This window comes from Catellatospora sp. NPDC049133 (genome assembly GCF_040648455.1).
Classification (GTDB): Bacteria; Actinomycetota; Actinomycetes; order Mycobacteriales; family Micromonosporaceae; genus Catellatospora; species Catellatospora aurea.
The window spans coordinates 114,564-133,490 of sequence record NZ_JBEZDT010000014.1; the positions used below are offsets into that span (position 1 = coordinate 114,564).

Genomic DNA, 18,927 nt, shown 5'->3' on the forward strand with positions numbered 1-18,927 from the left:
TGACGATCTTGCGGGGAACCGCGGGTGACGCACGCCTGTTTCCGGCGATCGGCCCCGGTTCCCGCAAGGTTCGTCGTGATCATGGCGGATGACACGAAGGGGCGGGTGGAGCGTTCTCGCATTTCGGGCGCATTAACCTGTTCAACATGACCGCCGAGCAGCTCATCTCGTTCGCCCGGGGCGCTCCGAGCCTCGACATCGTCGATGTCGAAGGGCTCAGCGCCGCGGCTGTCCGCGCCTTCGCCAACGACCCGGCCGGCCTCACCGCGTACGGCAACTCCTACGGCTACGGCCCGCTCCGCAAGTGGATCGCGGCCAAGCACGGGGTGTCCACCGACCAGGTGCTGATCACCAACGGCTCCCTGCAGGCCGACGCGTTCCTCTTCAACCACCTCGTACAGCCCGGTGACCACGTCGTGGTGGAGAAGCCGACCTACGACCGGACCCTGCTGAACCTGAAGAACCTCGGCGCGGTCGTGCACCAGGTCACGCTGCACCCGGACGGCATCGACACCGCGGAGCTGCGCGCCCTGCTGGAGTCGGGCGTGCGGCCGAAGCTCGCGCACATCATCCCGAACTACCAGAACCCGGCGGGCGTGACGCTGTCCGAGGCCAAGCGGCACGAGCTGCTCGCACTGGCGCAGGAGTTCGGCTTCACGATCTTCGAGGACGACCCGTACGTCGACATCCGCTTCCGCGGTGACGCGCTGCCGACGATGCTGTCGCTGGACACCGCGGGCGTCGTGGTGCACGCCAGCTCCTTCACCAAGACCGTCTGCCCGGGTGTCCGGGTCGGTTACCTGGTCGGCGACAAGGGCCTGATCGACGCGATCGCGGGCAAGGCCACCAACCTGTACATCTCGGCGGGCCAGGTCGCGCAGGGCATCGTGTACGAGTTCTGCGCCTCCGGCGACATCGAGCGCTCGGTGGCCACGGTCAGCGCCGCGCTGGCCGAGCGGGCCACCGTGCTGGCGGAGTCGCTGCGCAAGCGGATTGACGGGGTCTCGTTCACCGAGCCCGACGGCGGCTACTTCCTCTGGATCGAGCTGCCCGCCGACGTGCACGTCGACAAGCTGCTGCCGGCCGCCGCCGAGCGTGGTGTGGCCGTGGTGAAGGGTTCGGACTTCCTGCTGGAGGGCGGCGAGAACTCGCTGCGGCTCGCGTTCAGCGCGGTCACCGTGGACCAGATCGACGAGGGCGTACGTCGTCTCGCCGAGGCCATCGACGCCGTTCGCGGTTGATCGGTAGATTCGGATATCCGACGGCTGTTCTGTCGTATTTCTGACAGTCGGATCGGGCCTGGGTGGGGTTCCCCTCGCGAGGTTACGAGGATCACAATGCGTCGGGCGCCTGTCGCCGACCGAGTGATGAGCACGCGGCGTGCCGTGATGATCGAGACCTCGTGGCGCGTGGGGCCCCGCCCGCATTGCCCCCGCCCCCAATGAAAAGGAGCGTCACCCACCCCCCACCCCGGGTGGCGTTCCGGCGCCGGGTGGACCGAGTCGCATTCCCCCCGATAGCGGCACACGTGGTCCACCCGGCGCCTCTTTCTCACCCGCCGCGCCGAGTCCACTCACGATCACGGGAGTCCGCGCCGGTCCCGTCGCCCAAGTAGCCTGTCGGTGGAGTCTCCGGCGGTCGGCGACCCGGCGAAGGAGGCGATCGTGGTTGACGACATCCGAGACGACAACGGCCGACGATCCGCCAACCCGTACGTCCGCGGCGACCGGCTGACCCGCGCCATCACTGCGCCCGCCCGCGCGATGGGCCGGCTGGTCGGGCTGAGCGGCGACGCCGAGGCCGGCCAGGTGCCGGCGCAGCCCGGTGCGCGCGCCGACGCGATCGTGGACTGCGCCATCTACCTCGACGGCATCCGCCAGCCGTCGCCCGGTGACTACCGCGCGGCGCTGGCGCAGGCGCGCCGGCAGCGGGGCGCGTTCGTGTGGCTGGGCCTGCATGCCCCGGGCGAGGAGCAGATGGCGGGCATCGCCGAGGCGTTCGACCTGCACGAGCTGGCGGTGGAGGACGTCGTCAGCGCCGGCCAGCGGCCCAAGCTGGAGCAGTTCGGGGACGTGCACTTCCTGGTCATGCGCGCGGCGCGCTACGTCGAGCACACGGAGCTGACCGAGCACTCCGAGGTGGTGGAGACCGGGCAGATCATGCTCTTCATCGGGCCCGACTTCGTGATCTCCGTGCGCCACGGCGAGGCCTGCCGGCTCAAGCCGGTGCGTGAGCACCTGGAGGCCCGGCCCGAACTGCTCAAGCAGGGCCCGTGGGCGGTGGCGTACGGGGTGCTCGACCACGTGGTCGATCTCTTCGTCGAGGCCGCCGACGGGATCAGCCAGGACGTCGACCTGATCGAGGAGAGCGTCTTCGCCCGCGACTCCAGCGGCCGGATGCAGCGCATCTACCAGCTCAAGCGGGAGCTGGTCGAGTTCAAGCGCGCGGTGCTGCCGTTGCAGCGGCCGCTGCAGCTGCTGATCGGCGACACCCCCGAGATCTCCAAGGAGCTGCGCAAGTACTTCCGGGACGTGCAGGACCACCTGGCCCGCGTGGTCGAGCAGGTCGGCTCGTTCGACGACCTGCTGATCTCGATCATGCAGGCGCGGCTGGCGCAGGTGACCGTCGACCAGAACAACGACATGCGCAAGGTCGCCGCCTGGGCGAGTATCGCCGCCGTCTGGACCGCCATCGCGGGCATCTACGGCATGAACTTCGACTTCATGCCCGAGACCCACTGGAAGTACGGCTACCCCATGGTCCTGACCGTGATGCTCGGCTTCTCCTTCGCCATCTACCGCCTCCTCCGCCGCTCCGGCTGGCTCTAAGCCAAAGGAAGGGCACCTTCTTAACGGAATACGTAGAAGAAGGTGCCCTTGTTAACCGGCTGCTGGTTACATGCGGCCGTTCTTGGAGCCGCTGGACGAGTACTTCGACGCGAAGCTGTCGGTGGCGTCGTTGGCCGCCTCGGCCGCGTCGCCGATCTTCGACTTCATGGTGTCGCGGCCGCCCCGGACCGAGGACGCCGCCTCGTGCAGCTTGTCGGCCGTCTTGTCCATCGCCTTGCTGGTGTGGTGCGTGGCCTTGTCGAGCACCGAGTCGGCCTTGCCGGTGGCCTTGTCCGTCATCGACTTGGTCTCGGAGCGCATCGACTCCAGCGCCTGGCTCGGGTCGTACTCCGACCACTGCTGCTGGCGGCGGCGCTTCATGACCAGCGCACCGGCGATGCCGACGGCCGCGCCTGCGGCGAGCAGCCCGATCAGCATCCCCGTGTTGCCACTGCGTGACACGTGGCCCCCCTTCTTGTGCTTGCGCGCCTTGGCGTTGGCCTTCTTGGACGCGTGCATGGCGTCGGCGGCCCCCTCCCGGTACGCCGCGGCGAGCGGCGCGAGTGCGGACACCGTCGAGTCCATGCCGCGCGAGGTGACCCGGCGCATGCGTCCGGTGGTCGGGCCGAACGACGCCCCGACCCCGCCGGCGGCATGGGTCGCCGCCTGCAGGAAATGGTCCCAGCTCTGGCCCATTTCCTCGCGCATCAGCTCCCCGCGCGTCTTCTTGTGAAATCCGAGCATCTTCCCCCGCCTTCCTGCCCCGCGCCCCCGCGCCGGACAGCCGATCGCTTCGGGCGCCCCCGCGCCCGTGCGGTGGTATCGCAGGGCGCGCCGTCATGGCGAAAGCGCGCCCCGTTCATGTCCCTGCCTGCCATCCTGCCTCGCCGGACGCCATCGCACACCCGGAACGGGCACATGGGAGAATCTGTCGGTAACCAACCACTCGAATATCAGGAGTCAGCCGTGGCCGACGCCCGTTTCGCCGTCCTGCACACCAGCGCCGGACCCATCCGCCTGGAGCTGTACCCGAACCACGCCCCGAAGACCGTGAAGAACTTCGTGGAGCTTGCCGAGGGCACCAAGGCGGGTGCGACCGACCCGCGGACCGGCCAGCCGATCACCGGCCCGTACTACGACGGCACGCCGTTCCACCGTGTGATCGACGGTTTCATGATCCAGACTGGCGACCCGACCGGCACCGGTCGTGGCGGCCCGGGATACACCTTCGACGACGAGTTCCACCCGGAGCTCAGCTTCAGCGAGCCCTACCTGCTGGCCATGGCGAACGCCGGCCCGAAGACCAACGGGTCGCAGTTCTTCATCACCACCGGGGCCACGAACTGGCTGAACTTCAAGCACACCATCTTCGGCAAGGTCGCGGACGCGGACTCGCAGAAGGTCGTCGACGCGATCTCCAGCACGCCGACCGACGCCGGCGACCGGCCGCGCGACGCGATCGTCATCGAGCGAATCGAAATCGAGCGCTAGTCTCGCATCCATGACGTCTCCCGCACCCCAGGGTGGCCTGCCGCCCGTACCGAGCTGCTACCGCCACCCGGGGCGGGAGACGTACCTCAAGTGCAGCAGATGTGAGCGGCCCATCTGCCCGGATTGCATGATTCCGGCGTCGGTGGGCCACCACTGCCCCGAGTGCGTGGCAGAGGGCCGGCGTACGCAGCGCCCGGCCCTCACCCACTTCGGCGGGTCGCAGGTCGGCATGCACGGCTACGTGACCAAGGCGCTGATCGGCCTCAACCTGGCCGTGTTCGTGGTCGGCATCCTGATGGCGGGCATGGGTGCGGTGTTCAGCGGCGGCCTGTTCACCGACGTCACGGCGATCCAATGGCTCGGCGGCGTGCTCGGGCCGACGGTGACCGTCGCGCCGGACGGCCCTTACATCGGCGCCCACCCCGCGTTCGGCACGGTCTACACCGGGGTCGACGACGGCGCCTACTACCGCCTGTTCACCGCGATGTTCATCCACTACGGCCTGCTGCACCTGGTGCTGAACATGTGGGCGCTGTGGGTGCTCGGCCGCCCGCTGGAAGCCGCGCTCGGTCCCGTGCGCTTCGCCGCCGCGTACCTGATCTGCGGGATCGGCGGCAACGTCGCCGGTTACGTCTTCGGCGGGGGCGGCGTCGGGGCGGGCGCCTCGACGGCGATCTACGGCCTCTTCGCGATCTACTTCTTCGTGCTGAAACGGCTGGGCCGGGACGCGTCCGCGATCATTCCGGTGATCGTGGTGAACGTCGCGATCTCGTTCACCGTGCCGGGCATCGGCATCGCCGGCCACCTGGGCGGGCTCGCCACGGGGGCGATCGTGGGCGCCGGGCTGGCGTACGCGCCGCGGGAGAACCGCACCCTGGTGCAGACCGCCGTGCTGGTGCTGACGTTCCTCGGGCTGATGGGCGTGGCAGTGGCTCTTTCGCTGACCCGCTGACCAGGGAGAAGCCGGGCGGCGATCGACCGCATGAGTGACTCGCGTGACGTGTGTCACGCGCAGTCGTTGCTCCTTACATGGACGTCTTCTCGCGTACGTTCCTTCCCGCCACCGGTGAGGCCGGCATCCCCATGGCCACGGTCAGCCGGCATATGCCGATCTTCCGCCGCTGCGTCGAAGCCGGTGACGCCACCGTGCTCGTCGCCCGCGCGCTGCGCCCCGAACGCCCGCTCGGCCGCGAGTTCCTGATGCTGCTGACCTACCGCCGCCTGGTGATCACCCAGGAGAGCCGCATCCTGCGCCGCCTCCGCCTGCACCTGAACACCGACCTGCGGCACCTCGCCAACGTCACCTGGCACCCCGACCCGCGCCTGTCCGCGATCGAGTTCGCCGCCACCGCCGTCGACGGCATCCGCGAACGCTTCTGGATCCACGCGGGACACCCCAAGCAGGTCTGGCACCTCGACGCCCTCTTCTCCCACGTCTTCAAGCCCAAACTCATCGCCCAGCGCACCGCCGGCCTCAACACCACCCCCTACGCCTCCTTCACCGACCACCTCGTCGGCGCCTGACCCGCCCCGTCGATCATGAACTTAAGGGCGTGTTCGACGGCGTGTCCCCACCTTCCCGCCGTGATCACCTGTGGCCGTGCTGTGCCGTTGCGGTGATCACGGCGGCCGGGGAGTGACCCGCCGTCCAGCACGTCCTTAAGTTCATGATCAACCAGCGCGGCTGGGGTGCAGGATTTGCGGCGCGCTTACACGGTTCGTACATGGCTCGGACATCATGGCGGTGTGACGGAGAAGGGGCTGGTGCTCGTCGTCGAGGACGAGCGGCCCATTGCTGATCTGATTCGGCTGTATCTGCAGCGTGACGGGTACGGCGTGCAGGTGGAGTCCGACGGGGCCGCGGGGCTCGCGGCGGCGCGCAGGCTGCGGCCGACCGCGTGCGTGCTGGACATCGCGCTGCCGTCGATGGATGGCACGGAGATCTGCCGGCGGTTGCGGGCCGAGGACATCTGGGTGCCGATCATCTTCCTCACTGCCCGCGACGACGAGGTGGATCGCATCGTCGGGCTGGAGCTGGGGGCCGACGACTACCTGACCAAGCCGTTCAGCCCACGGGAGCTGGTGGCCCGGCTCAAGGCGGTGCTGCGCCGGTCCGGCGGGACGCCCGAACCCGATCGCAGCCGTGCCGTCGGGCCGGTGCGGCTCGACCCGGCGCGGCGCGAGGTCACCGTCGACGGTGCCGCCGTGCAGTTGACCAGCACGGAGTTCGACCTGCTGGCACACCTGATGAGCCGGCCGGGACGGGTCTACACCCGGGACGAGCTGCTGTCCACCGTCTGGGGGTACGCCGCGCACGGCGGCACCCGCACCGTCGACGTGCACGTGGCGCAGGTCCGGGCGAAGCTCGGCGCGGCCGCGCACGTCGTACGCACCGTGCGGGGCGTGGGGTACACCGCCGATGCCTGACCGCCGCGCCGACCTCACCGTGCCGATCCGGGTGCTCGCCGCGCCGCCCCGGCCCACCGCCAGCACCACCACGCTGACCACCCGGGCCGTGCTCGCCGGGGTGGTCGTCGCGCTGATCACGCTGGTGGTCACCGCGCTGGTCGCGGTGCCGCTGGCCGCCCGCGCCGCCGAGCAGGCCGCCCGCGACGGGCTCGTCTCGCAGACCGACGTGGTGGCGCAGGTGCTGCGCTCGCGGCGGGCCCCGGCCGCGGACGCCCGGCTGATCGAGCAGCTGCGCAAGCTCGACGGCGACGTCACCGCATACCTGATCACGTCCGGGGCCGCCGACCGGCCGGGGCTGCCCGCCCGGGTCGTGCAGCAGATCGCCGACGGCAAGCAGGTCAGCGAGCGGCTGGCGGTGGTCGGTGGCCGGCTCTCCATGGTGGAAGGCCGCCCGCTCGACACCGGCGACGGCGTGGTGCTGGCCCGCCCCGCGGCCACCGGCATCAGCCGCCAGGTGCTGCGTTACCTGTGGCTGCCGCTGCTGGCCGGGCTCGGCGCGGGCGTGCTGGCGGGCGTACTGCTGGGCCGCAGGCTGGCCCGCCCGATCCGCAACGCGGCCACCGCCGCGGCCCGGCTCAGCTCCGGCGACCGGACGGTGCGGCTGGCCGCCGAGCCGCCGCAGGAGGTGGAGCGGCTCGCCCACTCGATCAACGAGCTGGCCGAGGCGCTGGCCACCAGCGAAGGGCGCCAGCGCGAGTTCCTGCTGTCCATCTCGCATGAGCTGCGCACCCCGCTGACCACCATCAAGGGGTACGCCGAGGCGCTGTCCGACGGCGTCGTCGGCCCCGACGGCGCGCAGGAGGTCGGGCAGACCGTGCTCGCCGAGGCGGAGCGCCTGGACCGGCTCGTCGCCGACCTGCTGTCGCTGGCCCGGCTCGACGCCGCCGACTTCGCCATCCAGGTCACCGAGGTCGAGCTGGTGTCCCTGGCGACCTCTGCCGAGCGGGCCTTCGCCCCGCGCGCCGCCCAGGCGGGCGTGCCGGTGCGTGCCGAGGTCCCGGCGGGGGAGGTGTGGGCGCACACCGACCCGCTGCGGCTGCGCCAGATCGTCGACGGCCTGGTCGAGAACGCGCTGCGGGTGGTGCCGCCCGGCTGCCCGATCGTGGTCGCCGTACGCCCGCTGCCGGACCGCACCGCGATCGAGGTCCGCGACGGGGGCCCCGGCCTCACCGACGACGACCTGGCCGTCGCCTTCGAGCGGGGCGCGCTGCACCAGCGCTACCAGGGCGTACGCCAGACCGGCAGTGGGCTGGGCCTGGCCTTGGCAGCCGGGCTGGCCCGACGCCTCGGCGGCACCATCGAGGCCGGTCACGCGGCCGAGGGCGGTGCCCGGTTCACGGTTTACCTGCCCCGAACCTCGGCCTGACCGCACCCGCGCGACGGCCCGGCAGGCTGCGGTCATGAGAAGACTCAGCCTGACCGTCGCTCTGGGCCTGTCACTGCTCGGCCTGACCGCCTGCGCCCCGTCGGACCTGCCGGCCGCCGCCACCGAACTGGTCGCCTCGGTCGAGGCCGAGGCGCTCGCCGCGATGGGCGTGGCGCCCGACGACCTCGTCGCCGCCGAGAGCGAACTCGACGCCCTCGTCTCGCCCTCGCCCGGGACCAAGGACAAGCTGGACGACCGGCTGCGCAACTGGCGCAAGCGCCACGCGCTGCGGGTCGCGCTGCGCCGTGACGTGCAGCACGGCGAGGCCGTCGTGGAGACGAAGAAGGGCCCCGTCACCGTGCTCGTGCAGCGCGGCGTGGTCACCGCCGTCGACGCGGAGTCGATCACTGTGAAATCGGCGGACGGATTCACCCAGACGTGGAAGTACGGTGAGAAGCTGCGGGTGGTGGAGAAGCGGGCCACGATCCAGCCCACTGAGCTGAAGGCCGGCGCGCAGGTCGCCCTGGCCGGACCCAAGGAGGGCGACACGCCCACGGCCCGGCTGATCGTGATTCCGCTGGCCCGCTGAGCCGGCAGTGATGAAGGGCACCTTCTACTACGTATACCGTTAAGAAGGTGCCCTTCCTTTTTGTCAAGAGGTTGGTGACCTCGCCTGATGTGCAGTGATCCGGCGTAAGGGCTAGACTCGGCCGGTCCAGCACGCGTCAGCAGCGGAGAGCCCTGTGAAGCTATCGATCCTCATGCCGGTCTACAACGAAGAGGCCCGGCTTGGCGAGGCGCTCAAGCAGGCACTCGCGGTCGACTACCCCTGCGAGATCGAGCTCGTCGTCGTCAACGACGGCAGCAAGGACCGCACCGCCGAGATCCTCGGCGACTGCGACGACCCGCGGCTGCAGGCCTTCCACCACGCGAAGAACGCCGGCAAGGGCGCGGCCATCCGCACCGCCGTCGAGTCCGCCACCGGTGACTACATGGTCATCCTGGACGCCGACCTGGAGTACGACCCCCGCGACATCCCCAAGCTGCTCGGCCCGGTGCTCGACGGCCGCGCCAAGGTCGTCTACGGCAACCGCAGCTTCGGCGGGCACGCCGCCTTCTCGTTCTGGTACGTGATGGGCAACAAGGGCGTCACCCTGTTCGCCAACGTGCTGTTCAATTCGTACATCGGCGACCTGGAGACCTGCTTCAAGCTGATGCCGCTGGAGCTCTACCGCTCGCTGAACGTCAAGTCCAAGGGCTTCGGCATGGAGGCGGAGGTCACCGGCAAGCTCCTGCGCCGCAAGAACCGGCCGTACGAGGTGCCGATCAGCTACACCGCCCGCACCCGCGAAGAGGGCAAGAAGATCACCGCGATGGACGGGATCGAAGCCCTGCTGATCCTCATGCGCGAGCGCCTGCGCCCGGTGCCGAAGTCGGCCCAGCAGTAACCAGCAGCACCTTGCCGACGTGCTCGTTGGCCGAGACGGTCCGCTGTGCGGCGGCCGCCTCGGTCAGCGGGAGCACCCGGTCCACCACCGGCCGGATCGCGCCCGTCGCCAGCAGCGGCCACACGTCCTGCCGTACCCCCGCCACGATCGCGGCCTTCTCCGCCGCGGGCCGTGAGCGCAGCGCGGTGGCCGTGACGCTCGCCCGCTTGGCCAGCAGGGCACCCAGGTTGATCTCCGCCTTCGTGCCGCCCTGCAGGCCGATCACGACCAGCCGGCCGCCCGTCGCCAGCGCCTGCACGTTGCGCTCCAGGTAGGCCGCGCCGATGATGTCCAGGATCACGTCCGCCCCGACGCCCGAGAAGTCGTCGGCGGTGTAGTCCAGGCACTCGTCCGCGCCGAGCGCCCGCAGCTGCTCGTGCTTGGCCGCCCGTGCCGTGGTCACCACCCGCGCCCCGAGCGCCTTGGCGTACTGGATCGCGAACGTGCCGATCCCGCTGCCACCGCCGTGGATCAGCACCGTCTCCCCGGCCCGCAGCCCGGCGACCATGGTCAGGTTCGACCACACCGTGCACGCCACCTCCGGCAGCCCGCTGGCGGTGACCACGTCCACGCCGTCCGGCAGCGGCAGCACGTGCGACGCGTCCACCGCCACCAGCTCCGCGTAGCCGCCCCCGCCGAGCAGGGCGCACACCTCGTCACCCGGCCGCCACGGACCGGCTCCCTGCTCGATCACACCGGAGCACTCCAGGCCCGGGTACGGCGGCGCGCCCGGGGGCGGCGCGTAGACGCCCGCGACCTGGAGCAGATCGGCCCGGTTGACCGCCGTGGCGGCGATCCGGATCAGCACCTCACCCTCGGCCGGTATCGGATCGGGGACCTCTGACCAGGCAAGTTCACCGTTGGCGGGAATAGTCATGGCGTGCACCAGACCATCTTGCCCCGAGACCGGTCCGGGCGGGCGCGCGGCGCGTCTGGCACACTGGTCGTCGGCGATACGCCAGGAGGGTTCGCCTAGTGGCCGATGGCGGTGGTCTTGAAAACCACTAAGGCAGCGATGTCTTCAAGGGTTCGAATCCCTTACCCTCCGCAGCGATGAAGCAAAGGCCGGCAGGAAGCGACCTGCCGGCCTTTGGCGTTCACACGGGCCGGGCGGGCGGCTCGTCGCCCCGGATGCGGGCGTGCAGGTGCATGTCGTGGCGGCCGTCGGAGTGCACGGCGTCGCTGCGCTTGGTGCCCTCCAGGGCGAAGCCTGCCTTGACGGCGACCCGGCAGGAGGCTTCGTTGCGGGTCGAGTGGTCCAGGTGCAGCCGGTGGAAACCTGCCTCGCCCAGCGCCCATTCACCCAGGGCGTTCAGCGCGCGGGAGGCCACACCCGCCCCGCGGGCGGCGGGCAGCACCCAGTAGGCGCACCCTGCGACGCCGTCGTCGAGGTTCAGCGACCCGATGGCCAGGCGCCCCAGCACCTCGCCGCCGCCGCGGGTCACCGCCCAGCTCGCGCCCGTCTCCTGTGCCCAGGCCTGACGGTACGAGTCGAACCATTCGCGGACCTGGTCCTCGGAGCGGGGCTGGCGGGTGTGCCAGCGCTGGATCGCGGGGTCCTGGTAAGCCCCGAGGAAGGCGGCGGCGTCGGTGTTCTCCCAAGGCCGCATGAGCAGGTCACCCGGGGCAGAGAGCAGCGGTTGAGGGTGGGCGGCGAGACTTCCGGCGGGGATGGCGGCGGGGGTGGTGATCGTCCTCACGGCTCATCCTTTCGCGACGGCGGCGGCTGCTGTCAAGCGGAAGCCCCACCCCGCAGCGGCGGGGTGGGGCTGGCCCTTACATTGGGGAGGTGCGGCCCTCGGACCCAGGATGTTCGAGGGCCGCACCCGTTTCAGGCCGTCACGCCGCGGCGAGCCGGCACGCCACGTCCGCCGTCGCCGGCGGCACGCTCAGCAGGGTGAGCTTCGTGGTGCAGAGGGTGTAGGACAGGTCGCCCAGGGTGCAGGCGAGCCCGTACTCGAGGCCGCCGTAGCCCGCCGCAGCCAGGAACGCGCTGCAGTCGCCGGGGGTGGCGTGGGCCGGGCTGGCCGTGATCGCCGACGCTCCCGCGAACGCGACGGTGGCCGCGCCGATGACGGCGAGCCGCTTGCCGATGCCGAGCTTGCGCATCGTGACACCTCCATAACTAGGAGTGATAGGAGATGCCAACATATCGATTCGTTCGGACCGGCGATAGCTCCCGTCACTCCTTCGGATACGGAATGAATCGCAGGTGGAGGCGCGCGGATCGCAGCTCACGCCGTTCATCTACATAGGATTCGAAGCCGTGCCGTGGTCGTGGGGCACGGCGGGGCCGGCTCGTGAGAGGGTGCCGCAATCAGCGCAGGCAGCAGCCGGAGCAGACCTTCGGTTGCGGCAGGGTGAAGGCCAGGCAGCAGGTGCGCCGGTGGACCTCGGGCTCGCCGCCGTCACCCACTCCGATGTCGACCAGGTCGCCCAGATCCAGCGCGTCGAGCAGTTGCTGGGCGGTGCCTGCCGCGGTCGAGCCCGGCAGGGCGGGCGCGCTGCGCAGCACCGCGTACGCGATGCCGGAGGCGACCGAGCCGAGCAGGGTGCGCCGGCCGACCTTGACCTCGGCGCGGATGCGCTCGGACAGCGGGTCGAGGTGCTGGTCGAGCAGGCTGGTGCGCAGCGTCTTGAGCAGCAGCGTCTCGTCGGGCACGACGGTGATGCCGGGCATTCCGGCATGTGCGAGCGGATCGTCGGGCAGCACCGCGACCTGGGGCGCGCGCAGACCGACCTGCACCAGGGCCGCGCCCGGCTCGTCGCCGCCGAAGCGCAGCAGGGTGCGGTCGGTCTCGATGATCGGCACGCGGCGTGCGGCGGCCCAGCTGAGCACGGCCGGCATGGCGACCCAGTAGGTGTACGACTTCCAGGCGAGCGTCGCGGCGGCATGCGGGGCCGCGCCCCAGCGCTTCACGGCGGTGTCGAACAGGGCGGGCAGCGCCGAACCGTCGAGCAGCCGGGAGGCGGGCGTCCAGCCCTCGTCGTCGGTGACCAGCAGCGGGTCGGCGAGCCCGTGCACCGCGGAGAACCCAAGGCGACGGCGAGTCGCACTGAGTGTGACGGTCAGGGGGCGCAGGGCGTCGGTCAGTACGAGAGGCGTCAGCGTACGCACTCGTTCCTCACCGATCCTCTCCTGCACAGGCACCAGCCAAGACGGGGTTGACCTCACTGTACCCCGATAAGGCTAGGCTAACCAGACCAGGGTCAGTTTACTCACCCTGTGTCACTTCTGCGTCTGTTATGTGGACTCCTGCACCGCCCGGCCACTTGATCGCCTGTCAAGGTTTTTGTCAGGTAATCAGCAGTTCTCATTAACTGGTCCTCGGGCCACGAAGAATGAGGATTCACGACGAGCGGAGGAGGGGGCGAGGTGTGGCATGACCGAGCGGAGCGGGGCAGGGTCATGAGCGTTTCGCCGGTGGAACGTGCCGTCGAGGCGTTCGCCGCCGAGCTCGGCCGGTGGCGGATAGACCGCGGCATGACCAAGAAGCAGCTCGCCAGCAGGATGGGATTCGATCCCTCGTACATCAGCCACATCGAGGGCCGAAGACATCGGCCGACCGAGGACTTCGCCCGCCGGGCCGAGGCCGTGCTCAACGCCGGCGGCGCGATCTGGCGGCGCTTCCAGGAGTACGAGGAGGCCAGGCAGGCCCGCGGACCGGCCACTCTGCTCACCAGGGAGCCCGCGGTGCCCACCCAGTGGCTGCCGCCCGGCACGGGCCTCGTCGTCGAGCTGGAGGAAGCCCAGCTGACCTACGTGGACGGCGACTACCACCTGGTCGTGCGCCGCGCCCTCTACAACGCGGGCAACGAGCCGGTGACGCGCTACCTGATCCGGGTGGCGGTGGACCGCTACCCCGGCCAGCCGCAGCGCTCCAACGCCCACCACCGGGCGTACCCGCTCGGGCTGGACGAGCTGCACCTGGTGGCGTTCTGCGGCGAGCCCGGTGCGGCCGAGCCCATGGTGTGGCGGGCCAAGCAGGACCGCGACGCGTTCAAGGAGATCTGGCTGCTGTTCGAGAACGCCGACGGCCGCTTCCCGCTCTACCCGGGCGAGCGGACCACGGTGGAGTATCGCTACCGCGTCGACGAGCTGAAGTGGGGCACCTGGTTCGAGCGGGCCGTCCGGCTGCCCACGCGGCGGCTGGTGGTGCAGATGCGCTTCCCGGCCATGCTCGACCCGCAGGTGTGGGGCGTCGAGACGTCCATGGCCGCCGAGGAGGCCCCGCTGCGCACGCCGATCGTGCGCGAGCTGGAAGGCGACCGGGCCGTGTTCACCTGGCGCACCGAGGACCCGTCGCTGAACGCCCGGTTCCAGCTGCAGTGGCGCTTCCGCGCCGTCAGCTCGGCCCCGCCCGTGGTCGCGGCGCACTGAGAAACGAAGAGGCCCGCCGGTCAGGCGGGCCTCGGACCACGGAGACGGGCGCTCAGTGCTCGCTGAACGCGTCGTACCGGATGCGCGTCTGCGGCACCTTCAGCTGTGACAGCGAGCGCAGCGTGCCGCGGACCATGTTCGGCGAGCCGGAGACGAAGAAGTCGTGCTCCATCCACGGGCCGAACCTCGACAGCGCGTCGGCCACCGTGCCCTCCTCACCGCCCCAACCCGGGTCGTCGCTGCACACCGGCACGATGGACAGCCACGGGTAGGCGGCCGCCATCTCCTGCAGGGACGCCAGGTCGTACAGGTCGTCGCGGTTGCGCGCGCCGAAGAAGACGTGCACCCACCGCGTGCGGTTGAACGTGGTCAGGTCCTCCAGCAGCGCCTTGATGGGCGACAGGCCGGTGCCGCCGGCGACGAAGACGATGTCGCGGGTCGAGCGCCGGTCGAGCACCATCGAGCCCATCGGGGCGGCCAGCCGCACCAGGTCGCCGGCCTTCACCCGGCGCACCAGCGCGCCGGAGACCCAGCCCGCGCCCAGCGCCCGGACGTGGAAGTCCATCGTGTTGTCGGTGCGCGGCGCGTTGGCGACCGAGTAGGTGCGCCACACCCGCGGGTGGAACTTGGGCACCTCCACCGACAGATACTGCCCCGCGCGGTACTCCAGCTGCTGGAACGGGCGCACGGTCAGCAGCGCGATGTCCCTGGAGCGGCGCTCGTGCGCGACGACCTCCGCATGCCACCAGGCCGGGTTGCTGTCGGCCGAGGCGCCCGCGAGCATCTTGCGGGCGATGACGTCGTACGCGTCCCGCCAGGCCTGGTCGTACTCGTAGGACCACTCGGGGCCCGCGAACGTGCGCATGGCCTCCAGCAGCGCCGCGCCGACGACCTCGTAGTGCTCCGGCACCACCTGGAACTTGCGGTGGTCCCGGCCGAGCGAGCGCAGGTACTCGTCGAACCGGTCGGGATCGTCGACGGACTGCACCGCGGTCACGATCGCCCCCAGCAGCCGGGCCCGCTGCACGTCCATCGTCACCGGGAACATGTCCCGCACGCCCGGATTGTTGAGGAAGATCCGCGCGTAGAAGTAGCCGGCCACTTTGTCCTGCTGCTCCTCGACAAGTGTCCAGCTCTCTTTCAACAGCCGCTGAAGGTCGCTCACGTTCATAACGATGTCAACGCAGCGCGTTCGACCGTCGCACAGACTGTGCGACCCTGTTGTGTCATGGCTGCTGAAGAGCTCGTCCGGGGGATCTCCACCCCCACCCGCCCGGTCCTGCGCAACGAGGTCTGGCTACTGCTCGGCGTCTCCCTCGGGCACTCCGCGGTGTGGTCGGCGCTGTCCCTCATCGACAAACTGACCCGCCCGGCGCCGCTGAACCAGCAGGCCTCCGAGCTCAACGTCGCCCGCACCCCCGACCGCCCCTGGCTCGATCTGGCCTTCCAGCTCGCCGGCATCTTCTTCGCGCTGGTCCCGGCCCTGTTCGCGGCTCACCTGCTCAATCGCGGGCCCGGCTGGGACGGCCGCTTCGGCGCGCGCGGCCTGCTCGGGCTCGACGGGACCCGCCGCGGTTTCGACGCCGGCTCCGGGGCACTGCTGGCCGCCGTGATCGGCATTCCGGGGCTGGCCCTGTACGTGGCCGCGCGGGAGCTGGGCCTGAACACCACGGTCGTCGCCGAGGGCCTCGGGGAGGTGTGGTGGGCGCTGCCGGTGCTGCTGCTGGCCGCGGTGCAGAACGCGATCCTGGAGGAGGTCGTGGTCGTCGGCTACCTGATCACCCGGCTGCGCCAGCTGTCCTGGGGCGTGCCCGCCGTGATCGCGGCCAGCGCGCTGTTGCGCGGCGCGTACCACCTCTACCAGGGCTTCGGCGGGTTCGTCGGCAACGCGATCATGGGCGTGGTGTTCGCGCTGTTCTTCCTGCGCTACAAGCGCACCGGGCCGCTGATCGTCGCGCACTCCCTGCTCGACATCGTCGCCTTCGTCGGGTACGCCCTGCTCGCCAAGCATCTCGACTGGATTTGAGCAATCTTCGCCGGTCCGGGGTAAGCATGGTGACATGCGGACTCTCGCGACCGTGCTCGCCCCGCTGCTTTCGGGCGCGGCCTACCTGCTGCTGATCCCGTGGGACCTGCGCAACCGGCCGGAGCACCCCGGCGAGCTGATCGAGACGACGCCGGTGCGCACCTGGGCGGTGGTCGTGTTCACGCTGGTGCTGCTGGCGCTCGGGCTGTGGCTCGGCCGCTCGGGCGTGCCGCCCTGGCAGGCGATGCCGCTCGCCGCCGGGGTGCCGTCGGCACTGCTGCTGGTGTCGTACCTGACCCACCGCACGCCGGACGCGAACCCGTGGCCGCCGGCCTGGGTCTGCTTCACCGTGCTGATGGCGGGTGGGGTGCTGCTCGCCACCCTGGCCGGACGGTTCTCCGCCCGATGACGAGCGAGGGGGCGGCACAGGCCGCCCCCTCGCCTCCGTGAACCGCTCAGCTGAACGGGTAGGACACGACCGTCGGAGTGCCGTTGGCGTAGACGCGCACCGACGTCGCCGAGGCGTAGTCCGTGCCGCCGTACCAGCCCCACCGGTCGCCGCTGCCCGTGTTGTAGTGCAGCTTCACGTGCTGCGAGCCGAGCACCCGGTAGACCGCCTCGGCGCCGGACTGCTCGACCCAGGCGTAACCGGCCACGTCGCCGGTGCCGACCGTGTATGCCACGGCGAAGCCGCCGGGCGGTCCGCCGGTGACCGTCACCCGGACCTCGGTGCCCAGCTTGAGCTGCTGGTCGTAGGTCGTCGTCTGCCCGGCCTGAACGCTCACCGCGACCGCGTCGTACCGCTTGGCCTGCCCGCCGCTCCACTGCCAGGCGTGCGTGCCGGTCTGGAAGTTCAGCGGCCACTGGTACGGCCCGAGGAAGTCGATGGTGTACCGGCCGTCGCCACCGATGTCGACGGCGCCCGTGTTGCCGTTGCCGACCACGGGCGTGGCGATCGCGACCTGGCCGCCGGTGACCGGCGCGCCGTCGGCACCGGTGATGAGGCCGGTGACCACGCCCGCCCGGTCCATCCGGATCTTGTGGATGTCGCGCAGCTGACCCGCGGTGAACGTCCAGGACTTGGCCTCGCGCTGGTCACCGGTGCCGCCGTCCTGCCCGACCCACTGCGCCCCGTAGGGCGAGTCGCCCAGCGGCAGGGCGAAGACCTGGTGACGACCGGCCTCGACGGGGATGGTGACGTAGCCGTCGGCGGAGCTCGTGGAGTGGCAGCCCTCGAACAGCCGGAACCGGTCGACGGTCGCCGGGTGCAGGCAGACGCCCTCGACCGGCGCGCCGGTCGCCGCGTCGACGACCTGCGCTCGGAGCAGTGCGTACGGCTGCAGCGCCACCTCGATCTCGGTCTGCTCGCCGACCACGACGGTTACCGGCACACCCACGGCGTTGACGAAACCGTCGGCGTAGACGTTCAGCTCGTGCGTGCCCGCGGGCACGTCGGCCAGCAGCGCGACGCCCTGCCAGCCCACCGCGCCGAAGTGGCCGGTGAGCGCGTAGAAGTTCTCGACGGGGGCGCCGGTGACCGCGTTCTTCGCGGTGATCCGGACGCTGCCGCCAGGCAGCTTCGTGTCGTTCACGTAGACGGTCTCGTACTGCGCGATCGTGATCGTCGCGGCCTCGGCCGCCTTGGTGGTGCCGTAGGCCCACTGGTCGATCAACTGGTCCGGCGAGCTGAACTGGACCTGGTAGGAGCCCTCGGGGATGCTGTTGATCCGCCAGTAGCCGGCGTAGTCGGTGATCGCGGTGTACGAGCCGCCGAAGGCGGTGTCGTGGAAGACGACCGAGACCTCGCCCAGGCCGTTGCCGTCGCGGTCGGTGAACCGGCCCTGCGCTCGGCCGGTGCCGCGCACCACCTCGTCGACGGTGATCACGGTGTCCGCGGCCACCGTGAAGACCTGCGCGTCCGCCCGGGTCCGGCCACCCGGCACCCACTTGACCGTCTCGCCGGTCTCCAGGCCGATCACGTAGGCGCCGGGCGGCACGTCGATCCGGTAGACGCCGTCGCCGTCGGTGTTGCCCACGCCGACGTCGTCGCCGTCGGTGGCCTCCACCGCGATGACCGTCTGCCAGACCACGGGTGAGCCGTCGGTGCGGGTGACCCGCCCGGTGACGGTGCCGACGGGCAGCGAGGTCTCGTCGACCGTGATGGTCTCGCCCGCGACGACCTGGTACACCCCGGCCTCGCCGTACTCGCGCTTGCCCGGGGCGTACTGCGTGGCGATCGGGCCGGAGAACCTGATCCGCTGCGGCCCGGCGGGCGCCTGGAGCGTGTACTCGCCGTTCTGGTCGGTGAGCACGTCCGCGAGGCTGCCGTTGTCGGGCGTCGCGATGCTGACCCAGCACCAGGGGATGGGGCTGCCGTCGGGGCGGGTGAGCCGGCCGGTCACGGTGCCGACCGGGATGAGGCTGTCGTCGACCACCGTCTCCGCGCCCGCGTTGACGGTGATCGGCGTCGCGGTGTCCCAGTTGACGGCGCGGTGGGCGTACTGGGGCATACGTCCCTGCGGCATGAAGTAGACGCGGTAGTCGCTGCCCGGTGCCAGTTCGGTGATCCGGTAGCGGCCGTCCGCGTCGGTGACGGCGGAGCCGTAGCCCTCGCCGTAGGCGTCCACCGCGGCGCCCGCGACGGGTGTTCCGTTGTCGGTGAGTCGCCCGGAGATGGCGCCGGTCCCGGGTGCGGCATGCGTCGGCGCGGCCAGTCCCATGGTGGCGACCGTCGCGACGAGCAGCATCAACCCGAACCGGCGCAGGGTGTGTCTGCGCATTCGTCCTCAAAGGTGTGAGAGGGATGTGCACACACGGGTGATGAAGGGCCCCGTGAATGTGGTTCGCACATTAGTGGCCGGGTCCGTCAGCGCGCCGCC

General features: G+C 70.7%; 18 protein-coding genes, 1 tRNA gene and 1 pseudogene. 13 read left to right on the forward strand and 7 right to left on the reverse strand.

Going from position 1 to position 18,927, the window contains the following annotated elements; genetic code table 11:
* Positions 1-146 precede the first annotated feature (146 nt).
* Positions 147-1,241, forward strand: a complete 1,095-nt coding sequence (locus tag AB0B35_RS18115) for a PLP-dependent aminotransferase family protein (protein ID WP_361046551.1) — start codon at positions 147-149, stop codon at positions 1,239-1,241.
* A 522-nt stretch (positions 1,242-1,763) separates the two neighbouring features.
* Positions 1,764-2,828, forward strand: coding sequence for a magnesium/cobalt transporter CorA (gene corA, locus AB0B35_RS18120; protein WP_361046660.1), 1,065 nt, complete (start codon positions 1,764-1,766; stop codon positions 2,826-2,828).
* 66 nt (positions 2,829-2,894) lie between these two features.
* On the opposite strand, the gene AB0B35_RS18125 is transcribed toward corA, so the two are convergent.
* Entirely contained in the window at positions 2,895-3,572 is a 678-nt protein-coding gene (locus tag AB0B35_RS18125) for a hypothetical protein (protein WP_361046554.1), read from the reverse strand.
* A gap of 222 nt (positions 3,573-3,794) precedes the next feature.
* Here AB0B35_RS18125 and AB0B35_RS18130 point away from each other — a divergent pair, with 222 nt between their 5' ends.
* The 7 genes from AB0B35_RS18130 to AB0B35_RS18160 all read left to right on the forward strand — a co-directional run bounded on the left by AB0B35_RS18130 (position 3,795) and on the right by AB0B35_RS18160 (position 9,602).
* Positions 3,795-4,319 (forward strand): peptidylprolyl isomerase, encoded by a 525-nt coding sequence (locus AB0B35_RS18130; protein ID WP_361046556.1) that lies wholly within the window; start codon positions 3,795-3,797, stop codon positions 4,317-4,319.
* A 10-nt stretch (positions 4,320-4,329) separates the two neighbouring features.
* Positions 4,330-5,271, forward strand: a complete 942-nt coding sequence (locus AB0B35_RS18135) for a rhomboid family intramembrane serine protease (RefSeq protein ID WP_361046559.1) — start codon at positions 4,330-4,332, stop codon at positions 5,269-5,271.
* Positions 5,272-5,348: 77 nt separating this feature from the next.
* Complete coding sequence (locus AB0B35_RS18140; RefSeq protein WP_239167283.1) at positions 5,349-5,843, forward strand: hypothetical protein; 495 nt, start codon at positions 5,349-5,351, stop codon at positions 5,841-5,843.
* A gap of 222 nt (positions 5,844-6,065) precedes the next feature.
* The gene (locus AB0B35_RS18145; protein WP_361046562.1) at positions 6,066-6,746 is read left to right on the forward strand and encodes a response regulator transcription factor; all 681 of its coding nucleotides are present in this window, start codon (positions 6,066-6,068) and stop codon (positions 6,744-6,746) included.
* A complete protein-coding gene (locus AB0B35_RS18150; protein WP_361046565.1) occupies positions 6,739-8,154 on the forward strand; it encodes a HAMP domain-containing sensor histidine kinase in 1,416 nt (471 codons plus the stop codon). Before AB0B35_RS18145 ends, AB0B35_RS18150 begins: the two co-directional genes overlap by 8 nt.
* 34 nt (positions 8,155-8,188) lie before the next feature.
* Positions 8,189-8,743 carry a hypothetical protein gene (locus AB0B35_RS18155; RefSeq protein WP_361046568.1) on the forward strand — a complete coding sequence of 185 codons (555 nt, stop codon included), beginning with the start codon at positions 8,189-8,191 and terminating at the stop codon, positions 8,741-8,743.
* A gap of 154 nt (positions 8,744-8,897) precedes the next feature.
* A complete protein-coding gene (locus AB0B35_RS18160) occupies positions 8,898-9,602 on the forward strand; it encodes a glycosyltransferase family 2 protein (protein ID WP_361046571.1) in 705 nt (234 codons plus the stop codon).
* Here AB0B35_RS18160 and AB0B35_RS18165 read toward each other — a convergent pair.
* Positions 9,556-10,518 (reverse strand): NAD(P)H-quinone oxidoreductase, encoded by a 963-nt coding sequence (locus AB0B35_RS18165; protein ID WP_361046574.1) that lies wholly within the window; start codon positions 10,516-10,518, stop codon positions 9,556-9,558. The two genes, AB0B35_RS18160 and AB0B35_RS18165, sit on opposite strands and share 47 nt — an antisense overlap.
* A gap of 84 nt (positions 10,519-10,602) precedes the next feature.
* Between AB0B35_RS18165 and AB0B35_RS18170 the strand changes: the two genes are divergently transcribed.
* A tRNA-Ser gene (locus AB0B35_RS18170) sits at positions 10,603-10,689 on the forward strand.
* A gap of 49 nt (positions 10,690-10,738) precedes the next feature.
* Here the strand turns inward: AB0B35_RS18170 and AB0B35_RS18175 are convergent.
* From AB0B35_RS18175 to AB0B35_RS18185, 3 genes are all read right to left on the reverse strand, one after another.
* Positions 10,739-11,341 (reverse strand): GNAT family N-acetyltransferase, encoded by a 603-nt coding sequence (locus AB0B35_RS18175; RefSeq protein ID WP_361046577.1) that lies wholly within the window; start codon positions 11,339-11,341, stop codon positions 10,739-10,741.
* 139 nt (positions 11,342-11,480) lie between these two features.
* Entirely contained in the window at positions 11,481-11,750 is a 270-nt protein-coding gene (locus AB0B35_RS18180; RefSeq protein ID WP_360523779.1) for a hypothetical protein, read from the reverse strand.
* A gap of 208 nt (positions 11,751-11,958) precedes the next feature.
* On the reverse strand, positions 11,959-12,666 hold the full coding sequence (locus tag AB0B35_RS18185; protein ID WP_361046580.1) for a (2Fe-2S)-binding protein: 708 nt from the start codon (positions 12,664-12,666) through the stop codon (positions 11,959-11,961).
* 384 nt (positions 12,667-13,050) lie between these two features.
* Between AB0B35_RS18185 and AB0B35_RS18190 the strand changes: the two are divergent.
* Positions 13,051-13,986, forward strand: a pseudogene (locus AB0B35_RS18190) (helix-turn-helix transcriptional regulator); the annotation flags it as partial.
* A gap of 88 nt (positions 13,987-14,074) precedes the next feature.
* Here the strand turns inward: AB0B35_RS18190 and AB0B35_RS18195 are convergent.
* A complete protein-coding gene (locus AB0B35_RS18195; RefSeq protein ID WP_361046583.1) occupies positions 14,075-15,187 on the reverse strand; it encodes a globin domain-containing protein in 1,113 nt (370 codons plus the stop codon).
* Positions 15,188-15,250: 63 nt separating this feature from the next.
* On the opposite strand from AB0B35_RS18195, the gene AB0B35_RS18200 reads away from it, so the two are divergent.
* Both AB0B35_RS18200 and AB0B35_RS18205 read left to right on the forward strand, forming a co-directional pair.
* Positions 15,251-16,048, forward strand: coding sequence for a type II CAAX endopeptidase family protein (locus tag AB0B35_RS18200; protein ID WP_361046586.1), 798 nt, complete (start codon positions 15,251-15,253; stop codon positions 16,046-16,048).
* A gap of 34 nt (positions 16,049-16,082) precedes the next feature.
* Positions 16,083-16,457, forward strand: a complete 375-nt coding sequence (locus AB0B35_RS18205; RefSeq protein ID WP_361046589.1) for a hypothetical protein — start codon at positions 16,083-16,085, stop codon at positions 16,455-16,457.
* A gap of 46 nt (positions 16,458-16,503) precedes the next feature.
* Here AB0B35_RS18205 and AB0B35_RS18210 read toward each other — a convergent pair whose 3' ends face one another.
* Positions 16,504-18,828: a carboxypeptidase-like regulatory domain-containing protein gene (locus AB0B35_RS18210; protein ID WP_361046592.1), complete on the reverse strand. Its 2,325-nt coding sequence runs from the start codon at positions 18,826-18,828 to the stop codon at positions 16,504-16,506.
* Positions 18,829-18,927 lie beyond the last annotated feature (99 nt).

Bases quoted from the DNA above. Each gene is read 5' to 3' on its own strand.
- AB0B35_RS18115 (WP_361046551.1), top strand. From the start codon at position 147: ATGACCGCCGAGCAGCTCATCTCGTTCGCCCGGGGCGCTCCGAGCCTC.
- corA (WP_361046660.1), top strand. From the start codon at position 1,764: ATGGGCCGGCTGGTCGGGCTGAGCGGCGACGCCGAGGCCGGCCAGGTG.
- AB0B35_RS18125 (WP_361046554.1), bottom strand. From the start codon at position 3,572: ATGCTCGGATTTCACAAGAAGACGCGCGGGGAGCTGATGCGCGAGGAA.
- AB0B35_RS18135 (WP_361046559.1), top strand. From the start codon at position 4,330: ATGACGTCTCCCGCACCCCAGGGTGGCCTGCCGCCCGTACCGAGCTGC.
- AB0B35_RS18140 (WP_239167283.1), top strand. From the start codon at position 5,349: ATGGACGTCTTCTCGCGTACGTTCCTTCCCGCCACCGGTGAGGCCGGC.
- AB0B35_RS18150 (WP_361046565.1), top strand. From the start codon at position 6,739: ATGCCTGACCGCCGCGCCGACCTCACCGTGCCGATCCGGGTGCTCGCC.
- AB0B35_RS18155 (WP_361046568.1), top strand. From the start codon at position 8,189: ATGAGAAGACTCAGCCTGACCGTCGCTCTGGGCCTGTCACTGCTCGGC.
- AB0B35_RS18165 (WP_361046574.1), bottom strand. From the start codon at position 10,518: ATGACTATTCCCGCCAACGGTGAACTTGCCTGGTCAGAGGTCCCCGAT.
- AB0B35_RS18180 (WP_360523779.1), bottom strand. From the start codon at position 11,750: ATGCGCAAGCTCGGCATCGGCAAGCGGCTCGCCGTCATCGGCGCGGCC.
- AB0B35_RS18200 (WP_361046586.1), top strand. From the start codon at position 15,251: ATGGCTGCTGAAGAGCTCGTCCGGGGGATCTCCACCCCCACCCGCCCG.
- AB0B35_RS18205 (WP_361046589.1), top strand. From the start codon at position 16,083: ATGCGGACTCTCGCGACCGTGCTCGCCCCGCTGCTTTCGGGCGCGGCC.
- AB0B35_RS18210 (WP_361046592.1), bottom strand. From the start codon at position 18,828: ATGCGCAGACACACCCTGCGCCGGTTCGGGTTGATGCTGCTCGTCGCG.